This window comes from Streptococcus oralis, from assembly GCF_901543815.1.
GTDB classification, from domain to species: Bacteria; Bacillota; Bacilli; order Lactobacillales; family Streptococcaceae; genus Streptococcus; species Streptococcus oralis_CM.
Genome location: NZ_CABEIU010000002.1, coordinates 1878830 through 1892569, shown reverse-complemented (window position 1 = coordinate 1892569; position 13740 = coordinate 1878830). Strand labels below are relative to the sequence as shown.

The window sequence follows — 13740 nt, the reverse complement described above, 5'->3', positions numbered from 1 at the left end:
TTATCTCAAATTTCCGTTACTAATCAAATCATAAGCCAATAATAATCGTCTCTGAGCTGATAATTCGGAAGCATTATCATTATAATTATCTTGTAGGACAGGAATTACTTTAGAATTAATATAATCTAGTACGGCATTTTGTGGAATATTCTCTATATTATAAGCGATTAATTCTAATTCTCTTGTTTTAGGTGCATTGAGCTCTAGAATAGTTTGCAAATCGCTGTATGCCTTTTTGTTGTGTCTGGGTACCGTATCAATGATGTTTTGCAGAGTTCCCATTTTATTGATTCTTTTGGAGATTTTTTCTTTTTGTTTTTTAGATAAGAAGTCGAACTTATCATAATCTACATCTTTTAGATATTTAACAAAAGGGATTCTAGCTTGTGTATTTTCGTTAGCTATAAATCGTAAGGCGACTTCTGGTAAGAATGTGGCTCCATCGTTGAAATAATCTTCTACATAATCGATGTAGCTAGGATTTACAAACATATTCTTTTTATCACCTAAAGCGACGACTATCCGTCGTTTTTTTATATCTTCAGGAAGAGTGTCAAGATTTTGTGGACTAACAAGGTGACTATCAAGTTTTCCTATTTTACCTGCAGTAACAATTATAGTTTTTATTGATTCTTGAAAACGATTGACTTCATAAGGAGTCAATCCTTGGTTTATTTTTCCTATGTCTGAAAAAATTTGTTTATAGTTATCAGTTCTTAGAATTGAATGTGAGGTATTCAAAGAAGGGTTGTTGACAATCTGTTCTGTAAAATCGTGATTATCCTTTTCATATTCTACAACTGTTATTCGATTAAGATTTTTCCTCATGTCATCATTTGGAAGCTGTGAAGCAAAATCTGTCAATAATTTTTGAACATTTCTATCAGTAAGAGAATATCCTAAAAAAATAATTGGTGATTGAATTAAATTAGAGAGTATTTTTGCACTGATTAAAATGGAATTTTGATCATAAGTTTTATAATCTTTTTCTGTGATAATAATACTGCTGGGGTCATTTACATCTCCATGAATTTTGAATAATTCTGACCAGTTATAGGTTTCGTCAAAAAAACCTTTTTGACCAATATAAACAGTCGGCCTTTTATCTAATTCGGCAAGTAAATCTTCTGTTAAAGTGTCATAATTCGTAGTCACAATAACTTTAGCTTTCGACAGAAAGTTCTTATATTCTTCTATCTCGTCACGCATCTCATCTTTAATTTCATATTTTGAAAAACGCTGTGCAACCGAGTATTTAAAAGGCGAAATGTTATTTGAATAAGCCTCTTCATCGGTAAGACCCTCGACAAAAATGGTTCCATCATAAAAGAGGTCGTCAAATTTTTGCTGGATGTAAGCCGCAGTTTTTACGTTAACTAAAAAATCTTTTTCTAAATCTGTAGTAGTTTCTGGAATTTCTGATCTTTTCAGTGAGCGTTTGAATTGAAAAATACTAGTTGGTTCCTCTATTTGCTCCCAATATTCTTTAAGGAGTGCATCCCAAGTAGGAAAATTTTTCAAATAACGTTTTGACATCCCAGAGCCAATAAATACAATTGGATAACTATTATTTTCAATAATATCTTTAATCATCAAATTATCCCCCTGATTTTTTTAAAAATTAGTAAGTATGATTAAATTGTGGTTTACACAATATTTTAAAACTATGTTTCTATGTTTTTAATATGTACCTAAAAGTGTTATTATTTGTATACTTTTTTATATATCTTTATATTTCTTTTTCTTTTAGATAGAAAAGGTTTTGAGTTTATACCATGCGAGGAGATACGAGAATGCCCCTATTTTCGATTTTAAGAGGATGGACTGTAAAAATGTACCAGATAAGAAAATAAAGCGATTATGGGACTTATATAGTGTCTAGTAATTTTATATTAGTCATCATAATCTTTATGAAGAACAGGATTATCAGCTAATGAGGAAATTATTGTACTAAGTGCTTCTCTATCACTCTTATCTAGGGACAAGAAATCGATAATAGTAATTTTAGTTTTATCAGGAAATGTCATTAGGCCTGCAAGAAATCTTCCGATATTTGTATCAGCATAGTCTTGCATTTCTTTTATCATAAAGTCTTTTTTCTCTTGACTCCAATTTTTAAACTCTTCCTTAGAAAACCTTTTATGACCATAATAATCGGTGATTTCTCTAAGGTTTTCAATCACAGTATCTCTTACTTTTTCACCACGAGTTAGCGCTAATAAACCATATCCTGCGAAGTCCGCAGGGGAATCCATGTTATCTCCATATTTCTCTATAGTCGAAGACAGATAGTTAGTTCTTCTTTCGTCGTCCCCTAAAAGATATCCAACATTTACCCTGAAATATTCAGCAAGTAGTAGAGCAGGTTTTGATTTGATTTCATTACTTGAATTTTCCCAATTTTGATAAGTTCGTAAAGTAATATCCAAACCTAGTTCTTTTTTTATAATATCTTCGTAAAATTCTTTTTGGGAGAATCCTTTTTCTATTCTAAGTTTTTTTAGATTATTTTTAGGTGTTTGTTTTTCCATTAGTTATCCTCTTATACGTTTATCTAGAGTATAACATAGTAGAGAGAAAAAATAAAATCATAGACGAAAAAAATTTCATTTATCGCTTGACAACGAAAAAAAATTCGTTTATAATTCAAAATGTGATGAAAAAACTTTCGTCAAAATAAAGATTTTTTAGAAAGGAGTGAGTTGATAATGTTGTTAACTATAGAACATGCGAAAAAAGTTCGTCGAAAACGAGGAGAACTTCAGTTAGGGAAAGTTCAGTTAGCCAAGAGGCTGAAAATTACACCTCCCACTCTAGTAAAGATTGAAGCTGGCAACTACGATGCACCTAAACGCATTTACGAAAGTGTGATAGAGTGGCTTTTAGAAGACTATTAGAAAGGAGCGAACTAATGGAATTGGTTTACATGGACGGCAAGAAAGAGCCGTATACTACAAGCGAAATCATCGCTGAATGTGCTGGAGTACAGCACCACACTGTAACACGTCTACTAAGAAATCACAAAGAGCGATTTACGGCGTTTGGATTTTATGGATTTGAAATCCATAAATTAGACGGAAAAGGACGACCTAAAAAAGTCTATCGTTTAAATGAGCAACAAGCTACACTACTAATAACTTACTTAGACAACACACCGCAAGTTATTGACTTCAAGACAAACCTTGTTAAAGCATTCTTTGAAATGCGCGACGAACTTTCTAAGCGACAACTACAGAGAGAATTGGAAAAACCAAAGCGCAAAAGTTTAACTGAAGCTATTCAAACATGGGAGAAAGCCCCTAAGCATGCCTATAGTACCCTGACAAACTTACTACTGAAGGGAGTGACAGGGAAGAATAAAACGCAACTCATGAAGGAGCGAGAAAGTAAGAACGGCATTGATGGCTTGACAAGTGTAGAACTGGCAAACTACCAACGTTTGGAAGACATGGCAATAGCCCTAATCAATTTGAATATGGGTTATTCAGAAATTAAGAACCTTGTTTTTAAAGTGTAGGAGTTCGGAAAATGAACAATGAAGTAGAATACCAAACAATCACCAATAGCAAGGGGGTTCCGATTCCTAGGTATCTCAAGGATTTTAAAAACTTAGTTGAGAAGGATAGAGAACTAGCTGGATATCTTTGTAGAAATTATGAGGAGTTAGAAAGTGAGGATTTAGGGGCATTTCTAGAGACGGTGGAGCAGGGATTCAGCTGGATTCTGGATCTTATCGAAAGCAAAGACTTGCTTTATAGACCAAAGTCAGGTAGAAATCATGCAAAAAGAAAATAAAAAAATCACTTGCTCAAATTTTAGACGAAGCGAGCAAGCGAAAAGATTAAGGATATAGAAATTTTTTCTATGCTTTGATTATAGCAAAAAATATATATTCTATCAAATATCTAAAGAAAAACCAAAGTGCAGGCAAGCAATTAGAAAAGGTTTTGAAATCAAGCGCTGAAAGGGTGATTATAAGACCTTGTTTAGTTGAAAGGATGGGTAATTACTCACGAAACACCGCTACAAGCGTTCGCCAACTTGGGGCAATCGCCCAGCGTTTGGAGTGGTGAAATAATCCAATATAGGGAAAAAGGAAAACAGACTATGACAGAAACAACATACGATATTATCGCTAAAAGCTTGGATAGAATTAGTATGGAATTACACCAAGCAGACGAAAACAATGATTTTTTGAGAATAGGACTCTTATCAGGACAATTAAAAGCTATCAAAGAAAACTTACATCGTTTACTTTGGATTGAACTTCCTGAATTGAATGAAAGTCATAAAATCGAAGTCATTTCTAAAAGCACTACTGGAATGTTTTTCCACCCTGGTATTTTTGAAATAGATGCTATGCGACAAGCTTTCTTTAAACGGCAATCTAAGCACTTTTTTGACAACGAAGCAGAGCAACAGGCGTATATAGAACATGCTGAAAAGGAGTATTTAGAGGCTACTATAACCTTAAAAGAAATTCTTTTTAACTCTAAAAATGGAACTCAAAAAGTAAATAAAGGTTGTCTTATAGAGAGGTTTGAGGAGGCAATGCAATGACTCTAGACCTAGATAACATGACACGATCAGAATTTGATAAGCTAATGACTAAAATCAAGGATAGAAATCCGAACCTCTTTCAGTTCATCATTGACTTTTTAGATGATAAAGTAACTCCAGAAGAGGTGTACGACTTTCTGAAGATGGAGCGAAGCTATCAAGTAAATTATATCAAGAATTACAAAGCGAGGGCATGACATGAATGAACTAGATTTAAGCAACACCCAGGCGGTTATCTTTATAGTGGTGTTGCTTGGCTTACTGGTTTATCTAAACCACCGAGACCGCAAAAAAAGCGCCCAAATCGAGCGAGGAAGTGCACAGACAACAGAAACACCTAGCGAGGATTTAAGCCCTGATTATGGGCGATATATTCAGCTTGCAGGGGTTAAGCCATGGGGGTACTAAGATGTTTGAAAAAATGATTGAAGATTTAAAGTCTAAGATTTTGGAAGCGGTGGAACGGTATTTAAAAAGCCATGAGAAAGTATCTCAAAAAAGATTAGATTTGATCAGTAAGGTGGAACTAAAGGAAGAACTGGGCATAGGAGATAAAACCTTGATAAAATGGGAAGGTGCAGGACTACCACAGTATATACCGCCTATTGAAGATACTAGAAAAGCGTATTATAAAATCTCAGACGTTTTAAAGTTCCTGGGGGTAGATGATGGCAAAGACTAAAGTATATTTTTGGTTGAAAATTGATAAGAAATTTTTTGACAACCTATTTATTAAGCGACTAAAAAGTATGCCTGGTGGCTATACCATGACAGTGATCTATATGCGTATGATGTTAGAAAGTCTTGAAAGTGATTGTATTCTGTATTACGAAGGGTACTTTGAAACCTTAAAAGAAGAACTGGCCTTGAAATTAGATGTTTCTGAAGATGATATATCTATGACTATAGCTTATTTTACGCAATGTGGCCTGATTCAGATTGATGAAGATAAAAATGCCGAGTTAACACAAGCAAAAGCTTTGGTACAACAAGAAACAAACCACGCTGCATATATGAGAAGCTACCGCAAAGAGCAACAAGAGAAAGAAAATAATCTTACATTGTTATCTAATAATTTTACAACGTTATCTACATGTAAGACAGAGAAAGAGATAGATAAAGAGAAAGAATTAGAGCAAGATTTAAAGTTAGATATAAATAAAGAATATATAGTCGAGGGAACCTCGCCTAATGAGCAAAGCTCATCTTTCACTTTTCCTACTTGGCTTGAAGAAACAGCTATAAAAGATTTAGAGAAAACAAAACATAAAGAACTTTGGATTCCTATTGTTTATCTGAATCAAGTAGCTAATAAGTGGTATAAGTTTGTTGATAAGACAAAAAGGCTCTTACTAGCACGATTCAAAGAAGGCTATACACTTGAAGATTTTAAACAGGTGATAGATATTAAAACGGCAGAATGGAAGGATAGTCCTGAATTTTCTAAATATCTGAGACCAGAAACACTTTTCGGATCTAAGTTTGACGGTTATTTGAATCAAAAGCCTAAAACTATAAAAGGGAAGTCTGAAGATAACTTCCCAGACCTACCATTTTAGGAGTTGCAAAGATGAAGGAACAATTTAAAGAATTTAATAACAGAAAAATATTGGATAAAGTTTGCGATATTCACCAGGTAAATTATTGGGAAATTTCTGTACCAGTGTTAGGGGGTTCAGAAAGAAAACTACAAGCATTTTGCCCGGAGTGCGTGAAGGGAGAGATTAAACAGAAAGAGAAAGAACTATTACAGCAGTTCGAGGACAGGCAAGCTTACTTTAAAACTTATGATGTCTTAATGCGTGACAGTACGATTCCTAACGAGTTGAAGGGGGCAACATTTGAGAATTTCTTTGTTAAGACTACAGAGGAGCGTCAGATGTTAGAGTTTGTAAAGGGGCAAGCCCAGAAGTACCTTGCAGGTATGACAGGAAATACTTTAATCAGTGGTAGCACAGGAATTGGAAAAAGTCATTTATCTCTTGCATTGGCTAAAGAAATCAATGAGAGTTTCAGGGAGAAGCACGAGCCTAAGAGTGTTTTATTTGTTAGCTTAACCGAGATTATCAAGCAGATAAAAGAAGGCTGGGCTTATGGAAGAAATGCAAACTTAACAGAGTATGAGGCGGTTAAAATGTTAGTTGATGTAGATTTTCTAATCATCGATGACCTGGGGGCAAAAAATGGGACGGTAACACCTAAGAGCGATTGGGAACAGGATTTCTTGTTTGATATTATCAATAATCGAGAAACTACGATTTTTAATACAAACTTAGACAGTAGCGAACTACGAACGGTTTACAATGCTAGAAACTCAAGTAGAATTTTGAAAGGTTTAGAAGGGAACACTTTCAAGGCTTTCACGATCAAAGACAAGAGATACACTATAAACACAGTGAGGGGAGAATTTCAATGAATGATGATAAAATGCGATTTGCAACAGAAAAAGGCTTTGTTGTCTACGAAAAATGTGGTATAATAGAGATAGAAAAAGTTCCAAGGTTTGGAGAGATAATTTTATTCTACTCAGATGGGAAATTTACCCATCTAGTCAAAAAAGAAACTAAAAAATAGGTCTATTGAGAACAACTCAGGGACATACCGTAAGCATATAATGCTAGTGGTATGTCCCTTTTTGTTTGCATAGAAAGGGGGTGAGGAAGATGTCAGGAGATACTTCTTTAGGGTATGTAGTAGCCAATAAGTTTTCTATGGATCCAGATAAAAGACAGAAAATCTTTTCTCAGTGTAAAAAAGAAGATGAAAGCTTAGAACAACGGAAACAAGAAATACTAGAAAAATATGCTAACAAACAAGACAAATCAAAATCTAGAAAAAATGATTCTAAAGGCTCGGAGAGTCATAAAAGAAAAGCTAAGAGCAAAGAATTTTAGAAAAAATTATAAACAAAAATCAGATATTAAAAGATGAAGGAGCAAAAAATGACAACTAACTTAGTTAAACAAAAAGAAAATCTAGAAGCTTATATCCGAAGTACAGGTTATAACACTAGAGGGATGAACGTAGAAAATAATCATGTACTCATTGAAAAACCAATCCTTGATAGTTACGAAGATGAACATCAACGTAAAGAACTGGTTGATCTAGTAAATGTTATTGAGACTCGTACCCGTGGTGGGAAGTATGAAGTAACTGACTTTGAATCTGATTCATTACAAGAAGTTAGCGAAAATTCGGTTGATAGAACAGAAGCAGATAAAAAGAAAACTATCAGCGTTGATTACTTAGTTAAATTATTCAGTGGAAAACTTGATTTTTCACAGGAGCAATTAGATGATGGGCAATATAATTTAACGGATTTTCTTGGTAAGAAGATTATTAAATTAAAACGTAGAACACGAAATAGAGAAATCGGAAAAATCTTGCAGACTGCTAACGTTCAAACTGCTACAAGTATGGATGATTTGAAATCTATTATTTCTTTAATCAATCCAGAGCGTAATGTATCTATGGTTGTTAGTCAATCACTATTTAGTGTCTTAGAAAAAATGAAAGACACTTCAGGAAATTATCTTCTTAAAGTTGATAAAGAGACAGGAACGAGTGAAACATTTTTTGTAGATAACTTTTTAATTGTAGATGATACGACATTAGGGAACAAAGGTGACAAAAAAGGCTTTATCGGAGATCTAGAAAATTTTGTTACTTTGTTTGATCGCAAGAAAGATACACTTAGTTGGGTGAATGCGAATGACTATTTTGGAAAACGGTTGATTTTACATACCCGATTTGATGTAAAAAAAGTTGAAGAAAATTGTGGTTACTTTATTCAATGGAACTAGGAGAAAGAAATGGATATTAATCAAGTATTTGAAACACTGGATGATCTAGATAATAAAAAAAGTAAGATTAATTCAGCACGAGAACAGTTAAGCGAAAAAAGGAAAAGCCTGTTAGGCAATCAAGCAATTTCATTTGAGAATATAGATAATTTTTTATCTAATAACTTAGAGTCTTTGGAACAGCTTGAAAAGATGGAAAAAGCTATTAATTCTCTTCAGGAAAAATTTGATAGTGATTTTTCAGAAGCTAATGCAGTCATCTTTGAATACATTTTTAAAGAGACTAAGCAACGGATGGAAACTAAGAAGATCTATAAACAATACCGAAAGAAACTTAGACGAATTCTGGACGCATATGATGAAATTCAAGAACTGAAGAAGGAAGTAGAAGAAATCCATACAGGTGTAGTCAGAGAAATAAGTCAGAGACATTCTCTATCGCCGTATCGAACAGAAGTAAGTCCGCTTACTGTCCTACCATTCTTAACCCCTGATTCTAGCGGATGGATGAATTTTTCTAAGGAATATCGGGACATCAAAGTGTATTTAGAGAAATAGGGAACAAATTAAGTAAGGCTAGTGATATATGGCTCAAACAAAAGAAATATCGCTAGTCCTACTTTTATGCTTTACTAAGTTTCACATAACAAAGTAAGCATAAACTGAAAAGAAGTAATAGCTTGAAAGCAAGGTATATCAGGGGTTTACAGAATGGAGTGAGTTTCACAGAATGTAAGATATGAGAAACTGAGGGGATAAATTAAAGAAATTTCCCTTGAACTTGTCATACTGAAGAGTTGTCAAACTTAAAACAATGATACCTGGTAAGTGGAGTGTTGGAAGGCTTTTAGCGCTTTTTGTCAGTTTGACAGAATTTACAATTTGACAAATTGAAAGATAAAAAAATTTTTAAATTTAAGTGGAGGTACTTGCCTATGTACGAGTTGAGTAACAGAGACCTGGACGGGATAGATATTGAGTTAGGACGATATAGAACGCTTGCCAATAAAATTTATTTGAGAAGACAGGAACTGATACATAATAAGAAACATAGCACTGAAGATTATACTGGTGGGAAAGGCAAGACAGTATCTAGTCCTACTGAAGCGACAATCATTAGAATTGAAGAAGACCAAACACTAAGATATTTAGAAGGTTTCAAACTAGTTGTAGATACCTTGATGGAAAACTTAATTGAAAGTGATCTAGTCATTTTTAAAATGAGATATTTAGAAGCTGGTGCGACTTGGGAAGACGTGGCAGAGAAACTAAATAAAACTACTCGTTATATAAATAGCCGTAGAAAGGTAATCGCTAAAAGATTTGTGGAATTGAAAGGATATTGACTCCCCCCACCTTTTAAAAAATCTTTCTGCCCAGTAGGGTACCGGTGAAGGGAACTTTTTCCAAGTCGGAGCACTTCAGACAAAAAGGGGGTAAAAACTAATATATTTAGGATGAAAGGCTTACTTTTAAGAAAAAATTATAGAAATCTTCAAATAAATTGTTTTAAGAGATGTATTATAATTGGCAGCCCTGAAAATAAAAAAAGATTGACATCTAAGTTTTAATGTTTTATACTATGAGTGAAGTTACTATTTGAAATAGATAGAAACAAAATTCTTGAACATGTAAATTACTCAGATAAAACAAATTGCTCAGATAAAACAAATTGCTTAGATAAAACAAATTGCTCAGATAAAACAAATTGCTCAGATAAAACAAATTGCTTAGATAACACAAATTGCTCAGATAAAACAAATTGCTTAGATAACACAAATTGCTCAGATAAAACGAATTGCTTAGATAAAACAATAATATAAATTGCTGAATTTAACCTTGATTACTATTTTCAAGATAACTTCTATTTTAAGTGCTTCAAACTAAACAATGGAATAATTTCCATGTTTAAATTTTTTGACAATAAAGGAGCAATTTCTATGCTTAATTTTATTAAAGTACTTGCAGTTTTAGTGTTAGTTTATATTTTATTCCTTCTTGCCTTGGGTGTACCCATTTCGTTAATTTTTGCATTATCGATTTTATTATTTATTGTCACATTTGTAATCATTATAACTGTGGTTATTCTAGTGATTAAAGATAAGATGAAGCGTAACAACTAACATTTTCTTCCCTCAGAAATTATCTGAGGGTTTTTCTTTGTGTCTTATGGCTATGCTGTGGAAGGTATGCTTATAATATTACCAGGTAATAAAAAAGCACGTCTGACCGTGCTAGTTTCTTGCCTGCTGAACTCATCAATATTACGCCCTTTTTTAGGGCTCTTTTTTGTGGACTTTTTTAAGAACTTTCAAGAAAAACTAAGGCGATTTAATGCCTAAATGTTTTTAAAGAAAGTCAGTATTTTCAAGGGCTGAGCTCTAAAAATTTGACTTATAGAGTGTTAAATGATAGTATAGTCAAAGATAGTCAAGGTTCAAAGAAGGAGTTTGATTTACTATGAGATTTAAAAATACATCAGATCATATCGAAGCCTATATCAAGGCGATATTAGATCAATCTGGTATCGTGGAACTGCAGCGGAGCCAGTTGGCAGATACCTTTCAGGTTGTGCCGAGTCAGATTAACTACGTAATCAAGACACGTTTTACAGAAAGCAGAGGTTACTTAGTTGAGAGCAAGCGTGGTGGCGGAGGCTACATTCGCATAGGGCGTATTGAGTTTTCCAATCATCATGAGATGCTCCGCGATTTGCTTTACTCGATTGGTGAGCGAGTTAGTCAGGAGATTTATGAGGATATTCTCCAGCTTTTGGTGGAGCAGGACTTGCTGACCAAGCAGGAGATGACCTTGCTGGCATCTGTGGCAACGGATCGTGTCCTAGGGGAAGAATCCTCAGTTGTCCGTGCCAATATGCTCCGACAGCTATTACAAGAGGTAGATAGAAAAGAGAAGTAAGATGAACTATTCAAAAGCATTGAATGAATGTATCGAGAGTGCCTACATGGTTGCAAGCCATTTTGGAGCCCGTTACCTAGAGTCTTGGCATTTATTGATTGCCATGTCCAATCACAGTTATAGTGTGGCAGGTGCGACTCTAAATGATTATCCTTATGAAATGGACCGTTTAGAAGAGGTTGCGTTGGAACTGACTGAAACGGACTATAGCCAAGACGAAACCTTTACGGAATTGCCCTTTTCCCATCGTTTGGAGGTTCTCTTTACAGAAGCAGAGTATGTGGCCTCAGTGGTCCATGCAAAGGTACTAGGGACAGAGCATGTCCTCTATGCGATTTTGCATGATGGCAATGCCTTGGCAACTCGCATCTTGGAGAGAGCGGGCTTTTCTTATGAAGACCAGAAAGATCAGGTCAGAATTGCCGCTCTTCGTCGCAATTTAGAGGAACGTGCAGGTTGGACAAGAGAAGATCTTAAGGCTTTGCGTCAACGTCATCGCACAGTAACTGACAAACAAAATTCCATGGCAAATATGATGGGCATGCCTCAAGCTCAAAGTGGTGGTCTAGAGGACTACACGCATGACCTGACGGAGCAAGCGCGTTCTGGCAAGTTAGAGCCAGTTATCGGTCGAGACAAGGAAATCTCACGTATGATTCAGATTTTGAGTCGGAAGACCAAGAACAATCCTGTCTTGGTTGGAGATGCTGGTGTCGGGAAAACAGCTCTGGCACTTGGACTTGCCCAGCGTATTGCTAGTGGGGATGTACCAGCTGAGATGGCAAAGATGCGTGTTCTAGAGCTTGATTTGATGAATGTCGTTGCAGGGACACGTTTCCGTGGTGACTTTGAAGAGCGTATGAACAACATCATCAAGGATATCGAGGAAGATGGCAAAGTAATCCTCTTTATCGATGAACTTCACACCATCATGGGCTCTGGTAGCGGTATTGATTCGACTCTGGATGCTGCCAATATTTTGAAACCAGCCTTAGCTCGCGGAACTTTGAGAACAGTTGGGGCTACCACTCAGGAAGAATATCAAAAACACATCGAAAAAGATGCTGCCCTTTCTCGTCGTTTTGCCAAAGTGACGATTGAAGAGCCAAGTCTAGCTGACAGCATGACCATTTTGCAAGGTTTGAAGGCGACCTATGAGAAACATCACCGTGTACAAATCACAGATGAAGCTGTTGAAACAGCTGTTAAGATGGCGCATCGTTACTTGACCAGTCGTCACTTACCAGACTCTGCCATCGATCTATTGGATGAAGCAGCAGCAACAGTGCAAAACAAATCCAAGCATGTGAAAGCAGACGAATCCGACTTGAGTCCAGCTGACAAGGCCTTGATGGATGGCAAGTGGAAACAAGCTGCCCAGTTAATCGCAAAAGAACAAGAAGTCCCTGTCTATAAAGACTTGGTAACAGAATCTGAAATTTTAACCACCTTGAGTCGTTTGTCAGGGATTCCAGTTCAAAAACTGACACAAACGGATGCCAAGAAATACCTGAATTTGGAAGCGGAACTGCACAAACGTGTCATCGGTCAAGATCAAGCTGTTTCAAGTATTAGCCGTGCCATTCGTCGCAATCAGTCAGGTATTCGCAGTCACAAACGTCCGATTGGTTCCTTTATGTTCCTAGGGCCGACAGGAGTCGGTAAGACCGAATTGGCAAAGGCTCTGGCAGAAGTCCTCTTTGATGACGAATCAGCCCTTATCCGCTTTGATATGAGTGAGTATATGGAGAAATTTGCGGCCAGCCGTCTTAATGGAGCTCCTCCGGGCTATGTGGGCTACGAAGAAGGTGGGGAGTTGACTGAGAAGGTTCGCAACAAACCATACTCCGTTCTTCTATTTGACGAGGTAGAAAAGGCCCACCCAGATATCTTTAATGTCCTCTTGCAGGTTCTGGACGACGGTGTCTTGACAGATAGCAAGGGACGCAAGGTGGACTTTTCAAATACCATTATCATCATGACGTCAAACCTTGGTGCGACGGCTCTTCGTGATGACAAGACGGTCGGCTTTGGGGCCAAGGATATTCGTTTTGACCAGGAAAATATGGAAAAACGCATCTTTGAAGAGTTGAAAAAAGCTTATCGACCAGAGTTTATCAACCGTATTGATGAAAAGGTGGTCTTCCATAGCTTAGATAGCAAGCACATGCAAGAAATTGTCAAGATTATGGTCAAACCATTGATTGCTAGCCTAGCAGAGAAAGGCATCGACTTGAAACTGCAAGCTTCAGCGTTGAAGTTGCTGGCAAGCCAAGGTTATGATCCAGAAATGGGAGCCCGTCCACTTCGCAGAACCCTGCAAACAGAGGTGGAAGACAAGTTGGCAGAACTCCTCCTTAAGGGAGAACTGGTGGCAGGCAAGACCCTCAAGATTGGTGTCAAAGCTGGTCAACTAAAATTTGATATTGCTTAAAAATGGAGAGTCAGGAGTAATCCT

General features: G+C 36.0%; 18 protein-coding genes. 16 read left to right on the top strand and 2 right to left on the bottom strand.

From position 1 onward, the window contains the following. Both FQT28_RS09640 and FQT28_RS09635 read right to left on the bottom strand, forming a co-directional pair. Complete coding sequence (locus FQT28_RS09640) at positions 1 to 1593, bottom strand: SIR2 family protein (RefSeq protein WP_143990031.1); 1593 nt, start codon at positions 1591 to 1593, stop codon at positions 1 to 3. A gap of 299 nt (positions 1594 to 1892) precedes the next feature. Then, positions 1893 to 2531: a helix-turn-helix domain-containing protein gene (locus FQT28_RS09635; RefSeq protein WP_125449769.1), complete on the bottom strand. Its 639-nt coding sequence runs from the start codon at positions 2529 to 2531 to the stop codon at positions 1893 to 1895. 177 nt (positions 2532 to 2708) lie between these two features. Between FQT28_RS09635 and FQT28_RS09630 the strand changes: the two genes are divergently transcribed. The 16 genes from FQT28_RS09630 (at position 2709) to FQT28_RS09555 (ending at position 13716) form a co-directional block, all read left to right on the top strand. Continuing rightward, positions 2709 to 2897 (top strand): RodZ family helix-turn-helix domain-containing protein, encoded by a 189-nt coding sequence (locus FQT28_RS09630; protein WP_125449771.1) that lies wholly within the window; start codon positions 2709 to 2711, stop codon positions 2895 to 2897. Positions 2898 to 2911: 14 nt separating this feature from the next. After that, positions 2912 to 3517, top strand: coding sequence for a Rha family transcriptional regulator (locus tag FQT28_RS09625; protein ID WP_125449773.1), 606 nt, complete (start codon positions 2912 to 2914; stop codon positions 3515 to 3517). Between the two features lie 11 nt (positions 3518 to 3528). Further along, on the top strand, positions 3529 to 3795 hold the full coding sequence (locus tag FQT28_RS09620; RefSeq protein ID WP_125449775.1) for a hypothetical protein: 267 nt from the start codon (positions 3529 to 3531) through the stop codon (positions 3793 to 3795). 312 nt (positions 3796 to 4107) lie between these two features. Beyond that, positions 4108 to 4560: a hypothetical protein gene (locus FQT28_RS09610; RefSeq protein WP_125449777.1), complete on the top strand. Its 453-nt coding sequence runs from the start codon at positions 4108 to 4110 to the stop codon at positions 4558 to 4560. Further along, positions 4557 to 4757: a hypothetical protein gene (locus FQT28_RS09605; RefSeq protein WP_004261925.1), complete on the top strand. Its 201-nt coding sequence runs from the start codon at positions 4557 to 4559 to the stop codon at positions 4755 to 4757. The genes FQT28_RS09610 and FQT28_RS09605 overlap by 4 nt, the downstream gene beginning before the upstream one ends. 1 nt (position 4758) lies before the next feature. After that, on the top strand, positions 4759 to 4968 hold the full coding sequence (locus tag FQT28_RS09600; RefSeq protein ID WP_125449785.1) for a hypothetical protein: 210 nt from the start codon (positions 4759 to 4761) through the stop codon (positions 4966 to 4968). 1 nt (position 4969) lies between these two features. Continuing rightward, positions 4970 to 5242, top strand: a complete 273-nt coding sequence (locus tag FQT28_RS09595; RefSeq protein WP_260663467.1) for a hypothetical protein — start codon at positions 4970 to 4972, stop codon at positions 5240 to 5242. Beyond that, a complete protein-coding gene (locus FQT28_RS09590) occupies positions 5229 to 6119 on the top strand; it encodes a conserved phage C-terminal domain-containing protein (RefSeq protein ID WP_125449787.1) in 891 nt (296 codons plus the stop codon). Before FQT28_RS09595 ends, FQT28_RS09590 begins: the two co-directional genes overlap by 14 nt. Before the next feature lie 11 nt (positions 6120 to 6130). Continuing rightward, positions 6131 to 6976, top strand: a complete 846-nt coding sequence (locus FQT28_RS09585) for an ATP-binding protein (protein WP_143990029.1) — start codon at positions 6131 to 6133, stop codon at positions 6974 to 6976. Then, the gene (locus tag FQT28_RS09970; RefSeq protein ID WP_185768064.1) at positions 6973 to 7134 is read left to right on the top strand and encodes a hypothetical protein; all 162 of its coding nucleotides are present in this window, start codon (positions 6973 to 6975) and stop codon (positions 7132 to 7134) included. The genes FQT28_RS09585 and FQT28_RS09970 overlap by 4 nt, the downstream gene beginning before the upstream one ends. Before the next feature lie 89 nt (positions 7135 to 7223). Next, complete coding sequence (locus FQT28_RS09580) at positions 7224 to 7454, top strand: hypothetical protein (RefSeq protein WP_125449791.1); 231 nt, start codon at positions 7224 to 7226, stop codon at positions 7452 to 7454. Between the two features lie 48 nt (positions 7455 to 7502). Further along, the gene (locus tag FQT28_RS09575; RefSeq protein ID WP_125449793.1) at positions 7503 to 8363 is read left to right on the top strand and encodes a phage major capsid protein; all 861 of its coding nucleotides are present in this window, start codon (positions 7503 to 7505) and stop codon (positions 8361 to 8363) included. A gap of 9 nt (positions 8364 to 8372) precedes the next feature. Beyond that, entirely contained in the window at positions 8373 to 8921 is a 549-nt protein-coding gene (locus tag FQT28_RS09570; protein ID WP_125449795.1) for a hypothetical protein, read from the top strand. Between the two features lie 377 nt (positions 8922 to 9298). Further along, positions 9299 to 9709, top strand: coding sequence for a DUF722 domain-containing protein (locus tag FQT28_RS09565; protein ID WP_007518096.1), 411 nt, complete (start codon positions 9299 to 9301; stop codon positions 9707 to 9709). Positions 9710 to 10823: 1114 nt separating this feature from the next. Next, positions 10824 to 11282, top strand: coding sequence for a CtsR family transcriptional regulator (locus FQT28_RS09560; RefSeq protein ID WP_125449797.1), 459 nt, complete (start codon positions 10824 to 10826; stop codon positions 11280 to 11282). 1 nt (position 11283) lies between these two features. Then, the gene (locus FQT28_RS09555) at positions 11284 to 13716 is read left to right on the top strand and encodes an ATP-dependent Clp protease ATP-binding subunit (RefSeq protein WP_143990028.1); all 2433 of its coding nucleotides are present in this window, start codon (positions 11284 to 11286) and stop codon (positions 13714 to 13716) included. The last annotated feature ends 24 nt before the right edge of the window (positions 13717 to 13740 follow it).